Source organism: Streptomyces sp. NPDC048370 (genome assembly GCF_043200825.1).
In the GTDB taxonomy this organism is placed as follows: Bacteria; Actinomycetota; Actinomycetes; order Streptomycetales; family Streptomycetaceae; genus Streptomyces.
In genome coordinates this window covers 117,336-141,049 of sequence record NZ_JBICYI010000011.1, presented here as the reverse complement: position 1 = coordinate 141,049, position 23,714 = coordinate 117,336, and the positions used below count along the sequence as shown (strand labels likewise).

Genomic DNA, 23,714 nt, shown 5'->3' with positions numbered 1-23,714 from the left:
GCCCCGCCCGGCGGCCGGGCGCCCCCCCCGGGGGGGGCCCCCCCCCCCCCCCCCCCGCCCCCCCCCGGGCCCGGGGTCCCCGGGCCGTCAGTCCTCCGAGGCCGCCAGCAGGGCCTCCAGAAGCGGCCTCAGCCGGGTCGTACGCTCCTGGGTCACGCCCTCGGCCACCGCGCGGGGCAGCGCCTGGTCCACGCCGTGGACGACCGAGAGGTGGCGCTCGCCCCGGCCGAAGGCCGTGTACACCCACGCCCGGCTCAGCCCCTGGGCCGCGTCCCCCGGCAGCACCACGACCGCGGCCGGCCAGCGCATCCCGGCAGCCTGGTGCGCCGTGAGCGCCCAGCCGTGCCGGAGTGCGGACTCCACCCTCTCCTTCGGTACGACGAGTGGTTCGCCCGCGCACTCCAGGCGCAGGCCCTCGGCGTCGGCGCCCACGACCGTCCCGGCGACCGTCCGCCCCGGGGCCGGCACATAGGCCACCCGGTCGCCCGGGTCGAAGCCGCCGAAGCGGCCGGGGCCTGGGTTGAGCCGCTCCTTGAGCGCCGCGTTGAGCGCGCGGGTGCCCGCGGAGCCGCCGTGGCCGACCGTGATCACCTGGGTCCCCCCGGCCGGCACGTCGAACGCCCGGGGGATCGAGTCGGCGACGAGCTGGACCGTGCGGTGCACGGCCTCGCCCGCGTCCCGGACCGGGACGATCACGACCTCCTTGCCGGGCGCCTCCACCTGGTTCAGCTCGCCGATGCCGATGCCGGAGACCAGCTCGCCGATCGGACCGGGGTCGGGGAGGCGGGAGGCGACCGTCGGGCACACCCGAGCGGCCAGCACATCGCCGAACACCCGGCCGGCGCCCGCGGAGCCGAGGACACCGGGGTCCCCACTCAGCACGAGACGGCAGCCGTCGGGCAGGGACTCCACGAGGGTCGTCGCGCCCTCGACGTCCAGCTGCGGCGCGTCCAGGACGACCAGCAGGTCCAGGGCCAGGGCGCCCTCCTCGTCCCGGCCGGGACCTGCGGCGCCGGACAGCAGGGCGGCGACGGTCACCGCCTGCGCGCCGAGGCGGTCGACCCCGTTCTCGCTGTGCGCGGCCACGGCGACCCGCAGGCCCCGCTCGCGGGCGGCCTCGGCGAGCGCGACCGGCTCGCTGCGCGCCGCCTCGCCCCCGGTGTGCAGGACCAGGCCGAACGCGCCGACCGCGCGGACAAGGTCGGGCCCCTCCCAGACCTCCGCGGAGACGGTCTTGACCAGTCGGGCCAGACCGTCGGCGAGGCTCTCCTCGGCCAGGGCGTACCGGTCGAGCCCGAGGAGGGCCGGCACATCGGGCGCCTCGGCGGCCTCGGGGACTTCGGGGGCCTCGGCATCGGACGGTTCCTCGTCCTCGTCCTCGGTCTCCTCGGGGGCGTGCTCTTCCTCTTCCTGGAACAGCAGCACCGCGCCCTCGGCGGCCGCCTCCCGGACGGCCTCGTCCGGGTCGGGCACCGACAGCTTGGCAAGCCCTGCCCGTACGGCCGTGTCCTCCAGGGCCGTGTGCCCCTTCAGAGCGGCCCGTTCGAGCAGCCACGTCACCAGGGCCACGGCCCGGCGGGGGTCGTCGGGCCCGCACTCGGCGCCAAGGAGGGCCCGGGCGAAGCCGTCGGCGTGCTCGGGCTGCACCCCGGGCACGGAGAGCAGCTGCCACGGGTCCTCCCGCAGCGCCTCCGCGGCGCCCTCGCCCAAGGTGGCGGCCACCTTGTCGGCCAGCGACTCCGGCGCCCCGCCGTGCGCCAGGACCTCCCGCACGGCCGCCAGCGTCTCCGGGGCGGCCGCCCGCGTCCGGACCACCGGGCGCACGGCGGCGGCCGGCACGGCTGCGGCGGGCGCGGGGACGGACGCGGGGCGCTGGGCCTCGGGCGAAGGTGAGGGCGCGGATGCGGGCTCCGGCGCCTCGAAGAACGCGGTGCCCGACTTCGTACCGCTCTCCACCGCCCGTACCGCCGCGAGCAGATCGGCCGCCGTGCCGCTCAGCTTCGCGCCCGCCTCCACGGGCGCCGCCTTCTCGGCCTTGCGCTGCTCGATCCGGGCCCGCAGCTCCCGCTGCGCGGCCAGCTCCGCCTGCGCCTCGGACACCTCGGCGGCCTTCGCCTCCCCGTCGGCAGCCGTCGCGTCGGCGGCCTTTGCCTCTCCGTCGGTGGCCGTCGCTTCTTCGTCGGCAGCCTTCGTCTCCCCGTCGGCGGCCTCGGCCTCCGGGGCGCGCTCGGTCGCGGCCTCGTCGGTCTCGCCCGGCTCGGGCTCGGTGGCCTCGGGCGGGGTCTCCCGCGAAGGCTCGGTCACAAGGTGCTCCAGTCCTGGTCCGGATAGCGGTGCACGGGCGCCGACACATCGTCGAGCGCCCGGCAGATCTCGTCAGGAAGACTAAGGCTCTCCACTGACAAAGCCGCCGTGAGCTGCTGCGCGTTGCGCGCGCCGACGATCGGGGCGGCCACGCCGGGTCGGTCGCGGACCCAGGCGAGCGCCACCTGGAGCGGTGTCGTCGCCAGGCCGTCCGCCGCCGTGGTGACCGCGTCCACGATCCGGCTCGCCGCCTCGTCGAGATAGGGCTCCACGAAGGGGGCCATGGTCTCCGAACCGCCCCGCGAGTCCGTCGGGGTGCCCGTGCGGTACTTCCCCGTCAGCACCCCGCGCCCCAGCGGCGAGGACGGCAGCAGACCTATGCCCAGGTCCAGGGCGGCCGGCAGCACCTCCCGCTCGACGCCCCGCTGGAGCAGCGAGTACTCCATCTGCGTCGCCGCGAGGCGCGTCCGTCCCGCCCCGGCCGCCCCCAGCTGCCAGGTGCCCGCCTTCGCCAGCTGCCAGCCGCAGAAGTTCGACACCCCCACGTACCGGGCGCGGCCGCTGCTCACGGCGATGTCCAGCGCCTGCAGGGACTCCTCCAGCGGGGTGTGCGGGTCGAAGGCGTGCAGCTGCCACAGGTCCACGTGGTCCGTGCCGAGCCGGGCCAGGGACGCGTCGAGCGCGGCCAGCAGATGCCCGCGCGAACCGTCCATCCGCCGGTCCGGGTCGGGCACGCTGCCGGCCTTGGTGGAGATGACCAGATCCCGCCGTGGCACCAGTCGCTCCATGAGCTGCCCCAGCACGTACTCGGCCTCGCCGCCGCCGTACACGTCCGCCGTGTCGACGAGCGTGCCGCCGGCGTCCCAGAACGCCTTCAACTGGTCGGCGGCGTCGTGCTCGTCGGTGTCCCGGCCCCACGTGAGGGTGCCGAGCCCGAGCCGGGACACGCGCAGGCCGGTACGTCCGAGATGCCTCTGCTCCATGGGCGCGAGATTACTGGCCAAGACCCCACGCGGAGAGAGCCTGTGGACAACCTCCCCCTGACGGATCCCGCACCCGCGCGCTAGAGTCCGGCGCAAGGGACGTTACTGATCGGTAAAGAGGGTGTGTGGTCATGAGGCTCGGCATCAACCTCGGTTACTGGGGCGCAGGAATGGACGGCGACAATCTCGCCGTCGCCCAGGAGGCGGACCGCCTCGGCTACGACGTCTGCTGGGCCGCCGAGGCCTACGGCTCCGACGCGCCCACCGTGCTCTCCTGGGTGGCCGCCAAGACCGAGCGGATCGACATCGGCTCCGCGATCATGCAGATCCCGGCGCGCCAGCCCGCGATGACGGCGATGACCGCCGCCACCCTCGACTCGCTCTCCGGCGGCCGGTTCCGGCTCGGCCTCGGCGTCTCAGGCCCGCAGGTCTCCGAGGGCTGGTACGGCGTCAAGTTCGACAAGCCGCTGGCCCGCACCCGCGAGTACGTCGAGATCGTCCGCAGGGCCATGTCGCGCGAGCGCCTCACGTACGAGGGCGAGCACTGGACGCTCCCGCTGCCGGACGGACCGGGCAAGCCCATCAAGCTCACCGTCCACCCGCAGCGTGAGCACATCCCGCTCTACATCGCGGCGATCGGCCCGAAGAACCTGGAGCAGACCGGCGAGATCGCCGACGGCGCGCTGCTGATCTTCCCCTCCGCCGAGCACCTGGAGGAGACCGCGCTCCGTCCGCTCCGCGCGGGCCGCGAGAAGGCCGGCCTGACGATGGACGGCTTCGACGTCCACCCCACCCTGCCGCTCGCCCTCGGCGACGACATCGACGCCCTGGCCGACATCTTCCGGCCGTACACCGCCCTGTACGTCGGCGGCATGGGCAGCCGCAAGCAGAACTTCTACAACCAGCTCGCCCAGCGCATGGGCTACGAGAAGCAGGCCGCCGAGATCCAGGACAAGTACCTGGCGGGCGACAAGGCCGGCGCCGCCGCGGCCGTACCGCGGCAGCTGATCGACCAGACCACCCTGCTCGGCTCCGTCGAGCGGATCGCCGACCGGATGAAGGCCTACGCCGAGGCCGGTGTCACGACCCTGACCATCGCCCCGGCCGGCTTCACCCTCGACGAGCGGGTGGCGGCCCTGCGGGCGGGCACCGAGGCCCTGGAGCACGCGGGCCTCGCCTAGCGGAAGTCTGCGGCCGTGGTGGGGGCTCGGGGGTCTTCCCCGCCACGGCCGTCATGCAGCACAACGCTTCACACGGGCGCACGGTTACGAGCGGAGCGCTCCTTCTTTCAGCCGAACGGCCCGCCCCTCCTGTTGCCCACTCGCGCGTACCGCACTTGACTCGTTCTCTGCGGACGTGCGGCGTGCGGACGCCCGTATGGAGGTGGCTGCAATGCTCACGGCCAAGAGCCTGTTCCAGGAAATCATCGACGACGACGAGTCCTTCCAGCTCTTCTGCTCCATCGCCGCCAGCGGCGAGTCCCAGGGAGGCTGGGAGAACGCCCGGATCGCGGCCCTCGTCGCCCCCGGCATGCGGGAACTGGCCCCAAAGATCACCCGGCACGGCGCCGACGAGGACAAACACGGCCGGATCTTCAACGCCCTGCTGAAGAAGCGCGGCCTCGAACCCGTGCCCGTGCCGCCCGAGACCGACTACACGATGCTCCTCGAACAGGGCGGCATCGGCCTCGCCCACGACAAACTCCGCCGTGACGAGCCGCTGAGCGAGGAGGACATCATCGTCTACCTCGCCCACAGCCGGGTCACCGAGCAGCGGGCCGCCGACCAGATGGACATGCTGGTCACGTACTTCGGGAACCATCCCGAGCTCGGCAAGGCCATCCACATGATCGACAACGACGAGGCGAACCACCTCGCGTACTGCCACGAAGAGCTGCTGCGCCTCGCGTACGCCGGACACGGCCCGCTCATCCAGCGCACCCTGCGCGAGTCCGCGCTCGCCGAGATCAAGGTCTACCGCGACGTCAGCCTCGCCGTGATGAACCACATGGGCCGCATCCTGAAGTGGCCGAAGGCCAAGGCGGGCGCGCTCGCCGCCGGGATCCACGGCATGTACGCGTACGAACGCGTCGCCGGCTGGCACAAGATGGTCGACCTCAAGATGCCGGAGCGCCGTGACGCGCTGGGCGGACCCGCGACCCCGGCCCCCGCGTTCTGAACCGCCGGGCCCGCGGCGCCGGGGCTACAGCCAGCCCCGGCGCTTGAACAGCCGGTACAGACCGATCTCGACGGCGACCAGGAGCAGCATCAGGGCCGGATACGACCAGGTCCACGTCAGCTCCGGCATGTGCTCGAAGTTCATGCCGTAGATGCCCGCGACCATCGTGGGGACCGCGGCCATGGCGGCCCACGCCGAGATCTTCCGCACGTCGTCGTTCTGCCGCACACCCATCTGCGCCAGATGTGCCGACAGGATGTCCGAGAGCAGCCGGTCGAGCCCCTCCACCTGCTCGTTGGCGCGGATCAGATGGTCGCTGACGTCACGGAAGAAGGGCCGCGCGCTCTCGTGCACGAACGGCACGTCTCCGGCCGCGAGACGGACCATGGGCCCCGCGAGCGGTCCGGCGGCCCGCCGGAACTCGAGGACCTGCCGCTTGGCCGTGTAGATCCGCTCCGCCGTGTTCGACGGGTGGACGCCCACCGGGGCGAACACGTCCGCCTCCAGCTCCTCCAGGTCGACCTGGAGTTCACCGGCCACGTCGATGTAGTGGTCCACGACCGTGTCGCTGACGGCGTACAGCACGGCCGTCGGGCCGTGCTTCAGGACCTCGGGCTCGGCCTCCAGACGGCTCCGTACGGCCGCGAGGGGAGCCCCCTCCCCGTGCCGGACCGTCACCACGAAGGAGTCGCCCACGAACAGCATCAGCTCGTCCGAGGAGACCCGGTCGCTCTCCGGCTCGTACACCACGGGCTTGAGGACGACGAAGAGCGAATCGTCGTAGATCTCCAGCTTGGGGCGCTGATGGGCCTTCAGGGCGTCCTCGACGGCCAGCGGGTGCAGCGCGAACTCGTCGGAGACGTGGTCGAACTCGGCCTCCGTCGGTTCGTGGAGCCCGACCCAGAGGAAGGCGTTCCCGCTCGTCCGCGCCTCAGCCAGGGCATCGGACAGATCCGCGGGCCCTTCTGTGCGGCGCCCGTCCCGGTAGATGGCAGAGTCCACGATCACGCGCCGCATTCTCCCCCGCCCGACGCCCTCCCGCACCCCCGGACACCCCCCACGCGCGCGTGCGTGCGCCTACCCTTGCCGCCATGGCCACGCTGATTCTCGTCCGGCACGGACGCTCCACCGCCAACACCTCGGGTGTTCTCGCCGGGCGGCTGCCCGGGGTCGCCCTCGACGAGCGCGGGCTCGCGCAGGCCGCCGCGCTGCCCGGGCGACTGGCCGGGGTGCCGCTCGCCGCCGTCGTCACCAGCCCGCTCCAGCGCTGCCGCGAGACCGTGCGGCCGCTCCTCGACGCCCGGCCCGACCTGCCGCTCCACACCGACGAGCGGATCAGCGAGTGCGACTACGGCGACTGGTCGGGACGCAAGCTCGCCGAACTGGCCGACGAGCCCCTCATGCAGGTCGTCCAGGCCCACGCCTCCGCCGCAGCCTTCCCCGGCGGCGAGTCGATGCGCGGCATGCAGGCACGGGCCGTCGACGCCGTACGGGACTGGAACGCGCGCGTGGAGGCCGAACACGGCGAGGACGCCGTCTACGCCATGTGCTCCCACGGCGACATCATCAAGTCCGTCATCGCCGACGCCCTCGGCATGCACCTCGACCTCTTCCAGCGCATCCACGTCGACCCCTGCTCCGTCACCGTCATCCGTTACACCCGGACGCGCCCCTTCCTCGTACGCCTCGGCGACACCGGCGACTTCGCCGCGCTCGCCCCCAAGGAGAGCGCCGATCCGAACGGGGCCGCCGAGGTAGGGGGCGGTGCGGGCGCACCGTGATCCATCCGCGCAGTAGGGTGGACGGGCCGCTGTAGCGCGGGCCTCCATCACTGCCGAGACCCTAGGGAGTCAGGGACGTGTCCCGTCAGGTGTTCCTCTACGACCCACCGGAGCGTTTCGTGGCCGGCACGGTCGGGCTGCCTGGCCGCCGTACGTTCTTCCTGCAGGCGTCCGCGGCCGGCCGGGTCACCAGCGTGGCCCTGGAGAAGACCCAGGTCGCCGCGCTCGCCGAACGCATCGACGAGCTCCTCGACGAGGTCGTCCGCCGCACCGGCGGCAACGCGCCCGTCCCGGCCGTCGCCCCCACCGACATCGCCGACACCGCGCCCCTCGACGTCCCTGTCGAGGAGGAGTTCCGGGTCGGCACCATGGCGCTCGCCTGGGACGGCGAGGAGCAGCGCATGATCGTCGAGGCGCAGGCGCTCGTCGAACTCGACGCCGAGTCCGAGGAGGACCTCGCCGCCGCCGAGGAGCAGATGCTCCAGGACGAGGAGAACGGGCCGCCGATGCTGCGCGTCCGCCTCACCGGCGCGCAGGCCAGGGCCTTCGCCAAGCGCGCCCTCGACGTGGTCAACGCCGGCCGCCCGCCGTGCCCGCTGTGCAGCCTGCCGCTCGACCCCGAGGGCCATGTGTGCCCCCGCCAGAACGGATACCGACGCGGAGCATGAGCGGTCCCGACAACCGGGCGGTCGTCGACCTGCTCACCAAGGGCGAGCTGACCGTGCGCGGTCAGGTCCGTGAGGCGTCCAACGCGGTGCTCGTCTGCTCGGTCTCCCTCGACGGCGTCGAGGCCGACTGCGTCTACAAGCCCGTCGCCGGAGAGCGGCCCCTCTGGGACTTCCCCGACGGCACCCTCGCCCAGCGCGAGGTCGCGGCCTACGAGCTCTCCGAGGCCACCGGCTGGGGACTCGTACCGCCCACCGTGCTGCGGGACGGCCCGTACGGCGAGGGCATGGTCCAGCTGTGGATCGAAGCCGATCCCGGGGCGAGCCTCCTCGCCCTCACCGAGGACGAGGAGGCGGGGGAGGGCTGGAAGGCCGTCGGGCCCGCCCAGGTGGGCGAGGACCGCACCGCCCTGCTCGTCCACGCCGACCGCCCCGAACTGCGCCGGCTCGCCGTCCTGGACGCCGTCATCAACAACGGCGACCGCAAGGGCGGGCACCTGCTGCCCGCGCCGGACGGACACCTCTACGGCATCGACCACGGGGTGACCTTCCACGTGGACGACAAGCTGCGCACGCTGCTGTGGGGCTGGGCGGGCGAGGAGCTGCCCGCCGAGGCCGCCGACGTCCTGGGCCGGCTCGACGGCTCCCTGGCCCCCGGTGCCCCGCTCACCACCCGACTGGCCGAGCTGCTCACCGCCGCCGAGGTGGACGCCCTGCGCGGCCGCGTCACCGCCCTGCGCACCACCGGCCGCCACCCGGAGCCCTCCGGGCAGTGGCCGGCGATCCCCTGGCCCCCGGTCTGACCTTCGGGCGCTGCCCGGTCCTCCGGTCCGACCGATCGGATTCGGCCAACCCGGGTTCGGGGGTGCGGACCCCCAGGGGGTATGCACGAACCGCCGCGAGCTGCAAGAGCGCCTCCTCGGCCAAGATCCCGCATCCGGTTCGTATCCGGAACGAGTGTCCGGTTACGCTCAGGTCATGCATGCCTGGCCCGCTTCTGAGGTCCCCGCCCTGCCCGGCAAGGGCCGCGACCTCCGGATCCACGACACCGCGACCGGCGGACGAGTGACCCTCGCCCCCGGCCCCGTCGCCCGTATCTACGTCTGCGGCATCACGCCGTACGACGCGACCCATATGGGTCACGCGGCGACCTACAACGCGTTCGACCTCGTTCAGCGCGTGTGGCTCGACACCAAGCGGCAGGTCCACTACGTCCAGAACGTCACCGACGTCGACGATCCGCTCCTGGAGCGGGCGATCCGGGACGGCGTCGACTGGGTCGGCCTCGCCGAGCGCGAGACCGCCCTCTTCCGCGAGGACATGACCGCCCTGCGGATGCTGCCGCCGCAGCACTACATCGGCGCGGTCGAGGCCATACCCGGCATCGTGCCGCTCGTCGAGCGGCTGCGGGACTCCGGCGCTGCCTACGAACTCGATGGCGACATCTACTTCTCCGTCGAGTCCGACCCGCACTTCGGCCAGGTGTCGAACTACGACACCGAGCTGATGCGCCACCTCTCCGCCGAGCGCGGCGGGGACCCGGACCGCCCGGGTAAGAAGAACCCGCTCGACCCGATGCTCTGGATGGCCGCCCGCGAGGGCGAGCCGAGCTGGGACGGCGGAAGCCTCGGCGCCGGCCGCCCCGGCTGGCACATCGAGTGCGTCGCCATCGCCCTCGACCACCTGGGCATGAGCTTCGACGTCCAGGGCGGCGGCTCCGACCTGATCTTCCCGCACCACGAGATGGGCGCCTCCCACGCCCAGGCGCTGACCGGCGAGTTCCCCATGGCCAAGGCGTACGTGCACGCCGGCATGGTCGCCCTGGACGGCGAGAAGATGTCCAAGTCCAAGGGCAATCTGGTCTTCGTCTCCGCGCTCCGCCGCCAGGGCGTCGACCCGGCCGCGATCCGTCTCTCGCTCCTGTCGCACCACTACCGCGCCGACTGGGAGTGGACCGACCAGGTCCTCCAGGACGCCCTGGAGCGCCTGGACCGGTGGCGCGCCGCCGTCTCCCGCCCCGACGGCCCCTCCGCCGACGCGCTCGTCGAGGAGATCCGCGAGGCGCTCGCCGACGACCTCGACGCGCCGGCCGCGCTCGCCGCGATGGACCGGTGGGCCGAGCGGCAGCACGCCGAGGGCGGTACGGACGAGTCCGCCCCCGGTCTCGCCTCCCGCGCCGTGGACGCCCTGCTCGGAGTGGCTCTGTAGCCCTGCCCCGTACAACTCCCTTGGGGACGACCGCCCTTGGACTTCTCACGAAGTCCGAGGGCGGTTCCGTTTTGTCCTGGCCCTGGTGCTCGTTTCTGCGCTAAATACCGTCCATGCAATCAACATTGCGCATGAAGGCTGCAATCGCCGGTGCGCTGCTCGGGGTTCTCGCGGTGTTCGCGGGACCGGGCAGCGCCCAGTCCGCCGAGCCGCCACCGACCACCGTCGGCGACGTCACCGGCTTCGAGGCCGACGGTGCCGTCTACCGGCTGACCGCCGGTGCCGCCCAGGCCCGCGTCAGCTTCGTCACCGACGAGACCTTCCGCATCGAACTGGCCCCCGACGGACGGTTCACCGACCCCACGGGCAAGGACATCGTCCAGCCCCAGGGAGCCCCGCCCCGCACCGGCTGGAGCGACCGAGGCGACCGCTACGAACTCACCAGCGCCAAGGTGACCCTGCGCGCCTACAAGTCGCCGCTCCGCTTCGCCGCGTTCCGCGCCGACGGCACCCCCCTCTGGTCCGAGACCACGGGCCTCAGCTGGAGCCAGGACCGCACCGTCCAGTCCCTGGCCCGCGGCGCCGACGAGCAGTTCTACGGCGCCGGCATGCAGAACGGACGCGGCAACACCTCGCACCGGGGCAAGACCGTCGAGGTCGGCGTCGACTACAACTGGAACGACGGCGGCCACCCCAACTCCGTGCCGTTCTACCTCTCCTCGGCCGGCTACGGCGTCTACCGCAACACCTACGCCCCGAACACCTACGTCTTCGGCGAGCCCGTCACCACCACGGCACGCGAACAGCGCTTCGACGCCTACTACTTCACCGGCTCCGGCTCCGACGCGCTCAAGGACGTCATCGGCCAGTACACGAATCTGACCGGCAAACCGTTCCTGCCGCCCGTCTACGGACTGGAGATCGGCGACGCCGACTGCTACCTCCACAACGCCAACCGGGGCGAGCGCCACACGCTCGACGCTCTGAAGGTCGCCGACGGCTACGTCCAGAACGACATGCCCAACGGCTGGATGCTCGTCAACGACGGCTACGGCTGCGGCTACGAGAACCTCGCCGAGACCGCGAACGGCCTCAAGGACCGGGGCATGCAGCTCGGTCTGTGGACCGAGGACGGCCTCGACAAGCTCGGCGAGCAGGTCAAGGCCGGCCAGCGGGTCGCCAAGCTCGACGTCGCCTGGGTCGGTCCCGGCTACAAATTCGCCCTCGACGGCTGCAAGGACGCCTACGCCGGCATCGAGGCGCACAGCGACGCCCGCGGCTTCACCTGGGCCCCCGAGAGCTGGTCCGGCGCCCAGCGCTGCGGCGTCCAGTGGTCCGGCGACCAGTCCGGCACCTGGGAGTACATCCGCTGGCAGATCCCGACCTACGCGGGCGCGTCCATGTCCGGACTCGCCTACACCACCGGTGACGTCGACGGCATCTTCGGCGGCAGCGCCAAGACGTACACCCGTGACCTGCAGTGGAAGATGTTCCTGCCCGTCACCATGACCATGGACGGCTGGGCCGCCAACGACAAGCAGCCCTTCCGCTACGGCGAGCCGTACACCTCGATCAACCGCGACTACCTGAAGCTCCACGAGTCGCTGCTGCCCTACATCTACTCGCACGCCCACCGGGCCACCACGACCGGCGTCGGCCTCGCCCGGCCGCTCGTCCTGGAGTACCCGAACGACCCCAAGGCCGCCTCGGACGCGGCGAAGTACGAGTTCCTCAGCGGCGAGGACTTCCTCGTCGCCCCCGTCCACCAGGACGCGGTCGAGCGCGACGGTATCTACCTGCCCGCGGGCACCTGGATCGACTACTGGAGCGGTCGCACCTACCAGGGCCCGGTCACCGTCGACGACTACAGCGCCCCGCTCGACACGCTGCCGCTCTTCGTCCGCGCCGGAGCCACCGTCCCCATGTGGCCCGGCGGCATCCGCTCGTACACCGACCGCACGCCCGACTCCCCGCTGGCCTGGGACATCTACCCGCAGGGCGACTCGTCCTTCGAGCTGTACGAGGACGACGGCGTCACCCGCGCCCACCGCACCGGCCAGTACGCCACCCAGACCGCCGAGGTCCGCGCGCCCAAGCGCGGGGCGGGCGACGTGACGGTCCGGATCGGCGCGAGCAAGGGAACCTTCGCGGGCAAGTCCACCGCCCGGCCCTACCAGTTCACCGTCCACACCGGGGACGCGCCGAGCGACGTCACGCTCGGCGGCCGCGAACTGCCGCGCCTCACCTCCAAGGCCGCCTTCGAGGCCGCAGGCCAGGGCTGGTGGTACGACCGCGACGACCGCGGGGGAGTGGTGAAGGTCAAGACCCCCGCCCAGCGCACCGACCGGGGCTTCACGCTCGAACTGGAGGACACCAGCGCGGTCGGCGGAGCCGTCCCGGGCGCCGCCGCCACCGCAGCCGTCCCGGCGGGGCAGGAGCTGGGCGCGGGCGCACGCGGCACCGTCGCCGTCGACGTGACGGCGGGCACCAGGGACGCCACCGGCGTCGAGGTGTCGCTCACGGCCCCCGCGGGCTGGCAGGTCACCCCGGCCGCTCCGATCGGCCGGATCCCGGCCGGCACCACGCGGCGGGTCGAGGTCTCCGTCACCCCCGCCAAGGACGCGAAGCCGGGGGAGGCCACGCTCACCGCGACCGTCCGCCACCGCGCCGCGAACCAGGACCGAACCGCCGTACAGCGCTTCGCCGTCGGGGTGATGCCCGAGCCGCCGTCCGCCGGCGTCTGGGCGAGCGACCTCACCTGGCTGACATCCACCAACGGCTGGGGACCGCCCGAACGCGACCGTTCCAACGGCGAGTCGGGCGCGAGCGACGGCCGGCCCCTGACCCTGGCGGGCACGACGTACGAGAAGGGCATCGGCGCCCACGCCGACTCCGACATCGAGGTCTACCTCGGCGGCCGCTGCACCGCCTTCACCGCCGACGTCGGCATCGACGACGAGATCAACGGCTATGGGGAGGTGGCGTTCTCGGTCGAGGCCGACGGCGCGGTGCTGTGGACCTCACCGAAGCTGACGGGCGCCTCGGCGACGCTCCCCGTCCGGGTGGACGTCACCGGCGCCCGCCACGTCCGCCTGCGGATCACCGACACCAACGGTTCCAAGAGCGGTGACCACGGCGACTGGGCGGGCGCCCGCTTCGACTGCGCCTGACGGCACGCCCGGAACCGAGGACCGGGTACGAGGAAGGGCCGCACCGTGATCGGTGCGGCCCTTTCCGTACGGCTCACTCCTCGCCGTCGCCGTCCTCGGGGCCCTCGCCCTCACGGGGCGGCTCCGGCGCCGACTCCGGTGCCGCCTCCGACTCCGGCCCTGCCTCCGACTCCGGTGCCGCCTCCGACTCCGGTGCCGCCTCCGACTCCGGCCCTGCCTCCGACTCCGGCCCTGCCTCCGGCTCCGGCCCTGCCTCCGGGGCCGCTTCCGGTCCCGGCTGTTCCGGCTTCGGCGGACGGGTCCTGCCCCCGCCGGTCTCCCGCAGGTACGAGGTGTCCCCGCCCTCGGTGGCGATCCCAGGTCCCTGACCGGGCCCGGGCCCGGGGCCCTGGCCGGGACCGCCGTCGCGCCGCCGCAGATAGCGCTCGAACTCCCGGGCGATGGCCTCGCCCGAGGCCTCCGGCAGCTCCGCCGTGTCCCGCGCCTCCTCCAGCGTCTGGACGTACTCCGCCACCTCGCTGTCCTCGGAGGCCAGTTGGTCCACGCCCAGCTGCCAGGCCCGTGCGTCCTCGGGCAGTTCGCCCAGCGGAATGCGCAGGTCGATCAGGTCCTCCAGGCGGTTCAGGAGCGCCAGGGTCGCCTTGGGGTTGGGCGGCTGCGAGACGTAGTGCGGCACGGCGGCCCAGAGGCTCACCGCGGGCACGCCCGCGTGCGTGCAGGCCTCCTGCAGGATCCCGACGATGCCCGTGGGCCCTTCGTAGCGGGTCTCCTCCAGGTCCATCGTCCGCGCCAGGTCCGGGTCGGAGGTGACCCCGCTGACCGGGACGGGCCGGGTGTGCGGGGTGTCGCCGAGCAGCGCGCCCAGGATCACCACCATCTCCACACCCAGCTCATGGGCGAAGCCCAGGATCTCGTTGCAGAACGAGCGCCAGCGCATCGACGGCTCGATCCCGCGCACGAGCACCAGGTCGCGCGGCTTCTCGCCGCCGATCCGGACCACGGAGAGCCTGGTCGTCGGCCAGGTGATCTTCCGGACCCCGTTGTCCAGCCAGACCGTGGGCCGGTTGACCTGGAAGTCGTAGTAGTCCTCGGCGTCGAGCGCCGCGAACACCTCGCCCTTCCATTCCCGGTCCAGATGGGCGACCGCGGTGGAGGCGGCGTCGCCGGCGTCGTTCCAGCCCTCGAACGCGGCCACCATGACCGGGTCGATCAGCTCGGGAACCCCCTCGAGCTCGATCACCCAGCGCCTCCTTTTCGACGTTCCTGTCGTTCCTGTCGTACGGACCAACCTTACGGCTTTCCGGGGGCCCGTCCGCAGCCCTCGTGCACCACCGAGCGCCACGCGCGGCCTTGATCGACTACCCAGGAACCGCCCTCGGCACACGGGCTGTAGGTTCTCAGGCTCGTCGTCATACGACGACACCGCGACCTGGGTGTTCTTCCGGGTCTCACACCGTGACATCCGTTGGAACCCAGCACGCGGCGGTCGTTGGGGTGGCGCGCAGGCCGCCAGACGTCACTCACCACTTCCTGGGCGATCTACTCGAGGGTCGATTGCCTACCGCCTCGTACGGCCGCGGCACCCGGTCCACCCGCGCCGCGAGCGCGGCCGCACGCTGCGGGTCCCGAACACGGGGAGCGGCGGCCGGCGTCGGCACCATCAGGTCCGGCCCGACGACGTGCTCGGTTCCGTCCCACTCGAGCCGGCCGCCCACGATCGGCGAGCCGTGGACGACGAACAGCGGCCCCACCGACCCCGCCGACATCCCTGGCGCAGCCGCCACCCGGCGGGCGTACAAGGCGACCGCCGCAACCTGACGGTGCCGGTCCTCCGCCTCGCAGTACACCCGCCCGCGTACCAGGTGGGTGGGCCAGCCGCGATGGCACCGCTTCGTCCTGTGCGAGGGCATCGACGGAACCGTCGGCGCCCGAGGGGCCCCACGCGTGACTCCGCTGGCACCGGCTCCAGGCCGGTGGGAGCCTGGCAGAAAGGCCAGATCGGCCGAGGAGGGACCATGTGCGCAGCCCCCGCAGCCGCGCGAATGGACCGGGCAGCCTTCCAGGAGCTGGAGCGATCCTTCTCCGGCAGGCTCGTCGGCCCCGACGACCCCGCCTACGACGAGGGCCGGCGCATCTGGAACGGGTCCGTCAGCAAGTTTCCCGCCCTCATCGCGTACTGCACCGGTGTAGCCGACGTCGTCGCCGCGCTGGAGAGCGCGACGCGCGGCGGTCTGCCGGTCGCGGTACGGAGCGGGGGCCACAGCTTCCCGGGCCAGTCGCTGTGCGAGGGCGGCATCGTCATCGACCTGTCGGCCATGAACGGGATTCGGGTCGACCCCGTGAACCGCACGGTCAGGGCCCAGGCCGGAGTCCTGCTCGGAGCTCTCGACCGAGAGACGCAGCACTTCGGGATGGCAGTCCCGGCGGGGATCGTGACGCACACCGGCCTCGCCGGGCTCACGCTCGGCGGCGGCATCGGCTGGCTGATGCGCAAGTACGGGCTGACGATCGACCAGCTGCTCTCCGTCGACATGGTCACCGCCGACGGCACCTTCGTCACGGCGAGCGCGAGCCACGACCCCGAACTCTTCTGGGGCCTGCGCGGCGCGGGCAGCAATTTCGGAGTCGTCACGGAATTCGAATTCCGGCTCAACCCCGTGGGACCCACGGTGCTCGCCGGACCAATCCTGTGGCCGCTGGAAGAGGCGCCGCACGTACTGCGCTTCTACCGGGACTGGATCACCGACGTCCCCGACGAGCTGACCACCATCGTCGTCCACCGCAGGGCCGCACCCCTCCCGTCGATTCCGGCCGAATTGCACGGCAGGCCGGTCATCGCGGTGATCAGCTGCTACGCCGGGGACATCGAGACCGGCCAGCGGGTGCTCCGGCCGCTCCGGACGTTCGGGACACCGCTGCTCGACCTCTGCGCGCCCCGGCCCTTTGTGCAGCTCCAGGCCATGTTCGACCCCTCGTTCCGTCCGGGGTGGTGGTACTACGTCCGGTCCTGCGACATCGAACGGCTCGGCGACGAGGTCATCGACATCAGCGCGACGCATGCGCTGCGGATCACGTCCCCCCTTTCGACGTGCAACATCTTCCACCTGGGTGGCGCGGTCGCCCGCGTGGGTGAGGACGAGACGGCGTTCGGCGGCCGGGGCGTGACTCACACACTCAACATCAACGGCAACCGCACCGACGGCGAGGGTTTCGCCGAGGAGCGCGCCTGGGCGCGGGAGTGGTGGTCGGCTCTGGAGCCCTATCACGCCGGTGTCTATGTCAACTTCCTGATGGACGAGGGCGCGGAGCGCGTGCAGCAGGCGTACGGGGCGGACAAGCTCCGCCGCCTGCGCGCGCTCAAGCGGGAGTTCGACCCGGGCAATGTCTTCCGCTCCAATCAGAACATTGCCCCGGCGGCCTGACGGCCCGGGCGAGTGTCAGTGGCGGGTGCGACGCAGCTGGGTATGGACGAGAGATGAGAGGGCGTGTGTACGGCGCCGACCACGACGATCCCGATCCCGGCCTCCCGGCCCCTCCGTCCAGAAGGTTCGGAGGGTGTGCGATCACGAGCGCCGTCGGGTCGAGGACCAGGTGTCACCACCGTGAGCTTGAGGGATGCCGCGAGCCTATGGCGACCGCCGACCCTGAGGAGGGCGAGGTGGGTCCGGCAAGTGGAACCCTAGGCCAATTATCCGCAACAAAACTATCTGCTACGGTCTCTATTGCTGTGTCAACTGACAAGAGAGACCACGTGTTTGCCGCATCCAACTCCGCGCCATCGCGCGCTCCGCCCGCCGCCCCGAGCAGCGGACTGCCCTGGATCCCGTCGCCGATGAGCCGGCTCCTGCCAACGCCGCGGCTGTCCGACCCGCCCCCATCCCTCGACTCGTCCCACCCCGACCACCAAAGGCTGATCCCCATGAGCGAGCACACCGCCACCGAAACCGCCACCACCCAGAACGACGGACCGGCCCCCCGAGCGCTCACCGACCAGGAGCTCTCCCAGCTGTTGAGCCGGCAGCAGTTCGGCGTGCTCGCGAGCGTCAGGAGCACCGGCCACCCGCACCTGTCTACCGTCCTCTACGAATGGAACGCCGGGAAACGCGTACTGCAGGTCTCTTCCACCGCCAACCGTCTCAAGGTCCGCCAATTGCGCAGCGACCCGCACGCCTCACTGCACGTCAGCGGCCCGGACATCTGGTCGTTCGCCGTTGCCGAGGGAGAGGCGGAGATAGTAGACCCGGCCGACGGGGCGGCCCCCGGAGAGCAGCCGCTGCCTGACCGGCGCGTGACCATCCTGCTCCGGGTCTCCCGCCTGTACGGGACTGCCCTGGACATCCCCGCCCAGGGCTGAAGAACCCACGCCGTGCCGGAGCAGGACGACGAGATCAAATCTCCCTTCCGTCGAGACTGGTCAGGAAGGCGACGACTCGGGTTCGTCCCAGTTCCAGCCGGTTTCGGGGAACTGTTCGAGCAGGGCGGAGAGCGACATCGCCTGGTGGATGGCGGATGACCAGTCCTGAGCGGAGACGTCGAGCAGGACCAGCGGCGGGGGTGTCTGCCGGAAGTCGTAGGTGAGCATTTCGCGGCTTCCGTCCCCGCCGATGACAACGCTCCCGGGGAAGCGCTTCTGGAACTCGCCGGCCTCATTGACCTCGATGAGCTCCGCGACGGCATTGATCATGAGGAAGTCGTCCGCAGGAAGAACGAACTGGCTCATGCTCCCTTCCGTGGCCAGGAATTGTCGATAGTCCGCGGGGAATCGGACTCCGAAGTGGCGCTCGGCCTGCACGATCTTGTCGTCGTTCGAACTCATGGGCCCGTTCTAGCAAGGCCGGGGCGGCCCTGCCCGCACGGGAGTCTCAGCAGAGAGGAGTTGCCGCGGGGCGATGCCGAGACGGCGTGCTGCCTCGGCCGGTGACTTGGGGTGGTCTCGCCAGTAGGGCGCGGAGAACAGGCCGGTGAGAGCGACGGCTTCCGGGTAGGTGGCCAGCTCGATCCGGGCCTCGGAGGGACGGAAGGGATCACCGAACGGGTCGTCGTCCAGCACGTCGAGTCGCCGGTTCCAGCGTTGCCGCAGGGGCTCACTGATGCTCTCGCCGTTGAACCACCTGGTCAGGCGGTCACGGGCGTCGATGTAGGCCAGCGCGGTGGAGGGTTGGCCCGCAGGGCCTCGGGTAGCGGACGCGTAAGGGGCGGCCTCCAGGGAGGCCGCCCCTTACATCACGACATCAGCACGTCACGGCGTCAGCGCATCACTTGCGCAGCATGTCGTCGACCTTGCCACGGATCTCGTCCGTAGCCAGGCCCCGGATCGTCAGTGTCGTACGGCGACGCAGCACGTCGTCCGCCGTCTCGGCCCACTCGTGGTCCCGGGCGTAGGCGACCTGCGCCCAGATCTCCGGGGCGTCCGGGTGGACGCGCTCGCCGAGCTCCGGGTTCTCGTTCGCCATCCGCGCGATGTCGAAGGCGAGCGAACCGTAGTGCGTCGCCAGGTGCTTGGCGGTGTCGGCGGCCATCCGCGGGCCGGGGGCCGGTCCGTCGACGAGCAGCCGGTGCGCGACCGCGTTCGGGTTGGCGATACCGGGCAGCGGCAGCCGCTTCGGCAGCGTGGAAACGGACTCGTAGTCCTCGCCCAGGGGGTGACCCGGCAGGGCCTCCAGCTTCTTCATCACCGTACGGCCGATGTGGCGGAAGGTCGTCCACTTGCCGCCGGCCACCGACAGCATGCCGCCTCGGCCCTCGGTGACGACCGTCTCGCGCTTGGCCTTCGAGGTGTCGCCGGGACCGCCCGGCAGCACCCGCAGACCCGCGAAGGCGTACGTGATCAGATCGCGCGAGAGCTGCTGGTCGCGGATGGAGAACGCGGCCTCGTCCAGGATCTGCGCGGTGTCCTTCTCGGTCACCTCGACCTGGCCGGGGTCGCCCTCGTACTCCTCGTCGGTCGTGCCGAGCAGCAGCATGTCCTCCCAGGGGAGGGCGAAGGTGATGCGGTACTTGTCGATCGGGGTCGCGAGCGCGGCCTTCCACGGCGAGGTCCGCTTGAGGACCAGGTGCGCGCCCTTGGAGAGCCGGATGGAGGGCGCCGCGTTCGGGTCCTCCATCTTCCGCAGGTGGTCGACCCACGGCCCGGTGGCGTTCAGCACCAGACGGGCGGTGACGCCGAACTCCTCGCCGCTCGTACGGTCCTTCAGCTCCGCGCCCGTGACCCGGCCCCGGGTGAAACGCAGCCCGGTGACCTCGGCGTGGTTGAGGACGACGGCGCCGGCGTCGACCGCGGCGCGGACCGTCATCAGCGCCATGCGGGCGTCGTTCATCTGGTCGTCGCCGTACACGGCCACGGCCTTCAGGTTGTCCGTCCGCAGCTCCGGCACGTCCTGCGCGGCCTTCGCCGGGCTGAGCAGGTGTCCGACGCCGTCACCGAAGGCGGACAGCGCGCTGTACGCGAAGACACCGGCGCCGAGCTTGGCCGCGCCGTGCGGGCCGCCCTTGTAGACGGGCAGGTAGAAGGTGAGCGGGTTGGCGAGGTGCGGTGCCACCTGGCGGGAGACCGCACGCCGCTCGAAGTGGTTCTCCGCGACCAGCTTCACCGCGCCGGTCTGCAGGTAGCGCAGACCGCCGTGGAGGAGCTTGGAGGAGGCGGAGGAGGTGGCGCCGGCGAAGTCGCCGGCGTCCACCAGGGCCACCCGCAGGCCCGACTGCGCGGCGTGCCAGGCGGTGGAGATGCCCAGGATGCCGCCGCCGATGACCAGGAGGTCGTACGTCGCCTTGGAAAGCTGCTCCCGGGTCTCGGCGCGGCTCGGCAGGGAACCGGCAGCCGGTCGCGTCCCCAGGGCAGGGACGCTCTGCAGGGTGGTCATGTCGATCTACTCCTCGTCCTCGATCCAGCCCATGGTCCGCTCGACGGCCTTGAGCCAGCTCTTGTACTCGCTGTCACGCTTGTCGGCGTCCATGCGAGGGGTCCATTCCGCCGCGCGGCGCCAGTTGGCGCGCAGGGCGTCGGTGTCGGGCCAGAAGCCGACGGCCAGACCGGCGGCGTAGGCGGCACCGAGGCAGGTGGTCTCGGCGACCATCGGGCGCACGACCGGCGCGTCGAGGAAGTCCGAGAGGGTCTGCATCAGCAGGTTGTTGGAGGTCATGCCGCCGTCGACCTTGAGCGCGGACAGCTCGACGCCGGAGTCCTTCGTCATGGCGTCGGTGATCTCGCGGGTCTGCCAGGCGGTGGCCTCCAGGACGGCGCGCGCGATGTGCGCCTTGGTGACGTACCGGGTGAGGCCGGCGATCACACCGCGGGCGTCGGAGCGCCAGTACGGGGCGAACAGTCCGGAGAAGGCCGGCACGAAGTAGGTGCCGCCGTTGTCCTCGACCGAGGACGCGAGGGTCTCGATCTCGGCGGCGGACTTGATCAGGCCCATCTGGTCGCGCATCCACTGCACCAGCGAACCGGTGACGGCGATCGAGCCCTCCAGGGCGTAGACCGGCTTCGCGTCGCCGATCTGGTAGCCGACGGTGGTCAGCAGGCCGCTGTAGGAGTTGATGATCTTGTCGCCGGTGTTCATCAGCATGAACGTTCCGGTGCCGTACGTGGACTTGGCCTCGCCCTCGGCGAAGCAGGTCTGGCCGAAGAGCGCGGCCTGCTGGTCGCCCAGCGCGGAGGCGACCGGGACGCCGTCGAGGGCGCCGCCCTTGACCGTGCCGTACACCTCGGCGGAGGAGCGGATCTCCGGCAGCACGGCGGCCGGGATCTCCATGGACTGCACGATGCGCTCGTCCCACGCCATCTCGTGCAGGTTCATGAGCATGGTGCGCGAGGCGTTGGTGACATCGGTGACGTGGCGACCGCCCTCGACACCGCCGGTGAGGTTCCAGATCAGCCAGGAGTCCATCGTGCCGAAGAGGATCTCGCCGCGCTCGGCGCGCTCGCGCAGGCCGTCGACGTTGTCGAGCAGCCAGCGGACCTTCGGGCCGGAGAAGTACGAGGCGAGGGGGAGGCCGGTCTCGCGGCGGAAACGGTCCTGGCCGACGTTGCGACCGAGCTCCTTGCACAGGGCGTCGGTGCGGGTGTCCTGCCAGACGAGGGCGTTGTGGACGGGCTCACCGGTGGTCCTGTCCCAGAGCAGCGTGGTCTCGCGCTGGTTGGTGATGCCGACGGCCTTGACGTCCGCGGCGGTGATCCCGGCCTTGCTGATCGCGCCGGCGACCACTTCCTGGACGTTGGTCCAGATCTCGGAGGCGTCGTGCTCGACCCAGCCCGGCTTCGGGAAGATCTGCTCGTGCTCCTTCTGGTCGACGGAGACGATCCGGCCGTCCGTGTCGAAGACGATGCAGCGGCTGGAGGTGGTGCCCTGGTCGATGGCGGCGATGAACGGGCCGCTGCCGTGGGAGGAAGAACCGGTGGTGTGTGCGTCGGTCACGGTGTGCTCCTGGGGAAGTCTGGAAGAAGGACGGCTCAGGCGAACGCGATGTTGTAGATACCCGCCGCGACGGCGGCACCGATCAGCGGACCGGCGACCGGGATCCAGGCGTAACTCCAGTCGGAGCCGCCCTTGTTCGGCAGCGGCAGCAGGGCGTGCACGATACGCGGGCCGAGGTCACGGGCCGGGTTGATGGCGTAACCGGTGGGGCCGCCGAGCGAGAGGCCGATGGAGACCACGACGAAGGCCGTGATCAGGGCGCCGATGACGCCCAGACCCTTGCCGCTGTCGTTGAGTCCCTGCGTCAGCACCGCGAGGACCAGCACGACCGTGCCGATGATCTCGGTGACCATGTTCTGCCAGACGTTCCGGACCTCGGGCCCGGTCGAGAAGATCCCGAGCACGGGGCCGGCGTTCGGCGCGGCCTTCTGGTCGACCATGCCCTCCTCGTGCGGCGTGGAGATGATCTCCTGGTCCGTGAGGTGCGCCTGGAACTGGCCGTAGTAGGCCAGCCAGACCAGCGCGGCACCGATCATGGCGCCGAGCATCTGGCCCGCGACGTACACGGGGACGTTGCTCCAGTCCCCGTCCTTGATCGCTATCGCGACCGTGACGGCGGGGTTCAGATGGGCACCCGAGAGGGAAGCGGTCATGTAGACGGCGGTCATGACCGCGAAGCCCCACCCGAAGGTGATCGCGAGCCAGCCCGCGTTGCGGGCCTTGGAGGCCTTGAGTGTGACGGCGGCGCACACGCCACCGCCCAGCAGAATGAGTACGGCGGTACCGATGGTCTCGCCGATGAAGATGTCGGAGCTGGACACCCGCGACTCCTTTGTCCTTCGTCCAGGGGGAAGGCGAACCCCGGGTCCCTCCGGTGGTCCGCGCCCTCCTATGAGGGCGTTGATCCGGCCCTTGGCACTGCCACACTCTAGCGCGTATTGCCGGTAGGTGTTCGACAATGCCGACCGATGCACGGAAGTTTTGCCCTCTGGTTAACAGCGCGTCAAGGGTTGGGGTAACGAAAAACCCGCCGATAACGGGATCGTTACCGACGGGTCGGAGATGACCTTGGGCTGGGATCAGAAGCGGCGAGCCCCGAGGTCGCGCGAGACGGCGCGGGCGCAGTCCCGTACCGCCGCGACCAGTTCCGGACGCAGCTCGCCGTCCGCGCAGACCCGCTCCACGGCGCCCGTGATCGCCACCGCGCCCACCGGCATCCTGCGCCGGTCGTGGATCGGCGCGGCCACCGAGGCCACGCCCTCCCAGGTCTCCTCCACGTCCGCGGCCCAGCCCCGGGCGCGCGTCATGTCGAGCAGCGTCTCGAACTCCGTCAGCTCGGTGACCGTACGCGGGGTGAACCCCTCGCGCGGCACTTCCAGGACCTCGCTGTGCGCCACCGGGTCGTACGCCGACAGGACCTTGCCCAGGGCCGTGGAGTGCAGGGGCTGCATGGCCCCCACCTCCAGGACCTGCCGGCTGTCGTCCGGCCGGAAGACGTGGTGCACGATGAGCACGCCCTGCTGGTGCAGCACGCCCAGATGGACGCTCTCGCCGCTGGAGCGCGCCAGGTCGTCCGTCCAGACCAGCGCCCGCGCGCGCAGCTCGTGCACGTCCAGATAGCTGTTGCCCAGGCGCAGCAGTTCGGCGCCCAGCTGGTAGCGGCCCGAGGCCGCCTCCTGCTCCACGAAGCCCTCGGCCTGCAGGGTGCGAAGGATGCCGTGGGCCGTACCCTTGGCCAGGCCCAGGGACGAGGCGATGTCGGAGAGGCCGAGCCGGCGCTCGCCGCCCGCGAGCAGTCGCAGCATCGCCGCCGCTCGTTCAAGCGACTGGATGTTCTTCGCCATCGCCCGGCCCCTTCTCCCTGTCCATGCGTCCACGACCCCGGGGTTTCCCCGTGGATCCTGAGGACAGGATCGCGTGGATCATGCTGTTCGACAATGCTGAACACTATCGGTCGATGTCGACCGCGCGTTACCTACACAGTGTCGGTCATGAACGGGCCCGACCGGGA

The 23,714-nt window shown here is 71.5% G+C and carries 18 protein-coding genes; 9 read left to right on the top strand and 9 right to left on the bottom strand.

The genetic code is table 11. The annotated features are described in order from the left end of the window. Window positions 1-87: 87 nt before the first annotated feature. Window positions 88-2,304 (bottom strand): helix-hairpin-helix domain-containing protein, encoded by a 2,217-nt coding sequence (locus ACGFYP_RS23580; RefSeq protein WP_393496836.1) that lies wholly within the window; start codon window positions 2,302-2,304, stop codon window positions 88-90. Continuing rightward, window positions 2,301-3,287 carry an aldo/keto reductase gene (locus ACGFYP_RS23575; RefSeq protein ID WP_393496833.1) on the bottom strand — a complete coding sequence of 329 codons (987 nt, stop codon included), beginning with the start codon at window positions 3,285-3,287 and terminating at the stop codon, window positions 2,301-2,303. The genes ACGFYP_RS23580 and ACGFYP_RS23575 overlap by 4 nt, the downstream gene beginning before the upstream one ends. A 131-nt stretch (window positions 3,288-3,418) precedes the next feature. Between ACGFYP_RS23575 and ACGFYP_RS23570 the strand changes: the two genes are divergently transcribed. Both ACGFYP_RS23570 and ACGFYP_RS23565 read left to right on the top strand, forming a co-directional pair. Continuing rightward, window positions 3,419-4,468 (top strand): LLM class F420-dependent oxidoreductase, encoded by a 1,050-nt coding sequence (locus ACGFYP_RS23570; protein WP_361963667.1) that lies wholly within the window; start codon window positions 3,419-3,421, stop codon window positions 4,466-4,468. A gap of 211 nt (window positions 4,469-4,679) precedes the next feature. Then, entirely contained in the window at window positions 4,680-5,465 is a 786-nt protein-coding gene (locus ACGFYP_RS23565) for a ferritin-like domain-containing protein (RefSeq protein ID WP_393496826.1), read from the top strand. A 24-nt stretch (window positions 5,466-5,489) separates the two neighbouring features. Here ACGFYP_RS23565 and corA read toward each other — a convergent pair whose 3' ends face one another. Continuing rightward, a complete protein-coding gene (gene corA / locus ACGFYP_RS23560) occupies window positions 5,490-6,482 on the bottom strand; it encodes a magnesium/cobalt transporter CorA (RefSeq protein WP_393496823.1) in 993 nt (330 codons plus the stop codon). Window positions 6,483-6,556: 74 nt separating this feature from the next. Between corA and ACGFYP_RS23555 the strand changes: the two genes are divergently transcribed. The 5 genes from ACGFYP_RS23555 (at window position 6,557) to ACGFYP_RS23535 (ending at window position 13,289) form a co-directional block, all read left to right on the top strand. Continuing rightward, window positions 6,557-7,246: a histidine phosphatase family protein gene (locus ACGFYP_RS23555; RefSeq protein WP_361963661.1), complete on the top strand. Its 690-nt coding sequence runs from the start codon at window positions 6,557-6,559 to the stop codon at window positions 7,244-7,246. A gap of 77 nt (window positions 7,247-7,323) precedes the next feature. Beyond that, window positions 7,324-7,914 carry a DUF3090 domain-containing protein gene (locus ACGFYP_RS23550; RefSeq protein WP_393496819.1) on the top strand — a complete coding sequence of 197 codons (591 nt, stop codon included), beginning with the start codon at window positions 7,324-7,326 and terminating at the stop codon, window positions 7,912-7,914. Next, on the top strand, window positions 7,911-8,714 hold the full coding sequence (locus tag ACGFYP_RS23545) for an SCO1664 family protein (RefSeq protein ID WP_361963657.1): 804 nt from the start codon (window positions 7,911-7,913) through the stop codon (window positions 8,712-8,714). Before ACGFYP_RS23550 ends, ACGFYP_RS23545 begins: the two co-directional genes overlap by 4 nt. 175 nt (window positions 8,715-8,889) lie before the next feature. Next, window positions 8,890-10,119: a cysteine--1-D-myo-inosityl 2-amino-2-deoxy-alpha-D-glucopyranoside ligase gene (gene mshC, locus ACGFYP_RS23540; protein WP_393496815.1), complete on the top strand. Its 1,230-nt coding sequence runs from the start codon at window positions 8,890-8,892 to the stop codon at window positions 10,117-10,119. A 131-nt stretch (window positions 10,120-10,250) separates the two neighbouring features. Further along, window positions 10,251-13,289 (top strand): NPCBM/NEW2 domain-containing protein, encoded by a 3,039-nt coding sequence (locus ACGFYP_RS23535; protein WP_393496812.1) that lies wholly within the window; start codon window positions 10,251-10,253, stop codon window positions 13,287-13,289. Between the two features lie 73 nt (window positions 13,290-13,362). On the opposite strand, the gene ACGFYP_RS23530 is transcribed toward ACGFYP_RS23535, so the two are convergent. After that, the gene (locus tag ACGFYP_RS23530; RefSeq protein WP_393496809.1) at window positions 13,363-14,529 is read right to left on the bottom strand and encodes a PAC2 family protein; all 1,167 of its coding nucleotides are present in this window, start codon (window positions 14,527-14,529) and stop codon (window positions 13,363-13,365) included. 775 nt (window positions 14,530-15,304) lie between these two features. Here ACGFYP_RS23530 and ACGFYP_RS23525 point away from each other — a divergent pair. Continuing rightward, window positions 15,305-16,711, top strand: coding sequence for an FAD-binding oxidoreductase (locus ACGFYP_RS23525; RefSeq protein WP_393496805.1), 1,407 nt, complete (start codon window positions 15,305-15,307; stop codon window positions 16,709-16,711). 497 nt (window positions 16,712-17,208) lie between these two features. After that, window positions 17,209-17,643, top strand: a complete 435-nt coding sequence (locus tag ACGFYP_RS23520; RefSeq protein ID WP_393496803.1) for a pyridoxamine 5'-phosphate oxidase family protein — start codon at window positions 17,209-17,211, stop codon at window positions 17,641-17,643. Between the two features lie 60 nt (window positions 17,644-17,703). On the opposite strand, the gene ACGFYP_RS23515 is transcribed toward ACGFYP_RS23520, so the two are convergent. From ACGFYP_RS23515 to ACGFYP_RS23495, 5 genes are all read right to left on the bottom strand, one after another. Continuing rightward, entirely contained in the window at window positions 17,704-18,105 is a 402-nt protein-coding gene (locus ACGFYP_RS23515) for an SMI1/KNR4 family protein (protein WP_393496799.1), read from the bottom strand. A gap of 439 nt (window positions 18,106-18,544) precedes the next feature. Then, the gene (locus ACGFYP_RS23510) at window positions 18,545-20,149 is read right to left on the bottom strand and encodes a glycerol-3-phosphate dehydrogenase/oxidase (RefSeq protein WP_361963643.1); all 1,605 of its coding nucleotides are present in this window, start codon (window positions 20,147-20,149) and stop codon (window positions 18,545-18,547) included. A 6-nt stretch (window positions 20,150-20,155) separates the two neighbouring features. Continuing rightward, entirely contained in the window at window positions 20,156-21,703 is a 1,548-nt protein-coding gene (gene glpK, locus ACGFYP_RS23505; protein WP_393496794.1) for a glycerol kinase GlpK, read from the bottom strand. 35 nt (window positions 21,704-21,738) lie between these two features. Next, a complete protein-coding gene (locus ACGFYP_RS23500) occupies window positions 21,739-22,524 on the bottom strand; it encodes an MIP/aquaporin family protein (RefSeq protein WP_393496792.1) in 786 nt (261 codons plus the stop codon). A gap of 258 nt (window positions 22,525-22,782) precedes the next feature. Then, the gene (locus ACGFYP_RS23495) at window positions 22,783-23,547 is read right to left on the bottom strand and encodes an IclR family transcriptional regulator (protein ID WP_393496790.1); all 765 of its coding nucleotides are present in this window, start codon (window positions 23,545-23,547) and stop codon (window positions 22,783-22,785) included. Window positions 23,548-23,714 lie beyond the last annotated feature (167 nt).

Excerpts from the sequence above, each read along its gene's own strand:
- ACGFYP_RS23575 (WP_393496833.1), bottom strand. The coding sequence starts at position 3,287 with ATGGAGCAGAGGCATCTCGGACGTACCGGCCTGCGCGTGTCCCGGCTC.
- ACGFYP_RS23570 (WP_361963667.1), top strand. The coding sequence starts at position 3,419 with ATGAGGCTCGGCATCAACCTCGGTTACTGGGGCGCAGGAATGGACGGC.
- ACGFYP_RS23565 (WP_393496826.1), top strand. The coding sequence starts at position 4,680 with ATGCTCACGGCCAAGAGCCTGTTCCAGGAAATCATCGACGACGACGAG.
- corA (WP_393496823.1), bottom strand. The coding sequence starts at position 6,482 with ATGCGGCGCGTGATCGTGGACTCTGCCATCTACCGGGACGGGCGCCGC.
- ACGFYP_RS23555 (WP_361963661.1), top strand. The coding sequence starts at position 6,557 with ATGGCCACGCTGATTCTCGTCCGGCACGGACGCTCCACCGCCAACACC.
- ACGFYP_RS23545 (WP_361963657.1), top strand. The coding sequence starts at position 7,911 with ATGAGCGGTCCCGACAACCGGGCGGTCGTCGACCTGCTCACCAAGGGC.
- mshC (WP_393496815.1), top strand. The coding sequence starts at position 8,890 with ATGCATGCCTGGCCCGCTTCTGAGGTCCCCGCCCTGCCCGGCAAGGGC.
- ACGFYP_RS23535 (WP_393496812.1), top strand. The coding sequence starts at position 10,251 with ATGAAGGCTGCAATCGCCGGTGCGCTGCTCGGGGTTCTCGCGGTGTTC.
- ACGFYP_RS23525 (WP_393496805.1), top strand. The coding sequence starts at position 15,305 with ATGTGCGCAGCCCCCGCAGCCGCGCGAATGGACCGGGCAGCCTTCCAG.
- ACGFYP_RS23520 (WP_393496803.1), top strand. The coding sequence starts at position 17,209 with ATGAGCGAGCACACCGCCACCGAAACCGCCACCACCCAGAACGACGGA.
- ACGFYP_RS23515 (WP_393496799.1), bottom strand. The coding sequence starts at position 18,105 with ATGAGTTCGAACGACGACAAGATCGTGCAGGCCGAGCGCCACTTCGGA.
- ACGFYP_RS23510 (WP_361963643.1), bottom strand. The coding sequence starts at position 20,149 with ATGACCACCCTGCAGAGCGTCCCTGCCCTGGGGACGCGACCGGCTGCC.
- ACGFYP_RS23495 (WP_393496790.1), bottom strand. The coding sequence starts at position 23,547 with ATGGCGAAGAACATCCAGTCGCTTGAACGAGCGGCGGCGATGCTGCGA.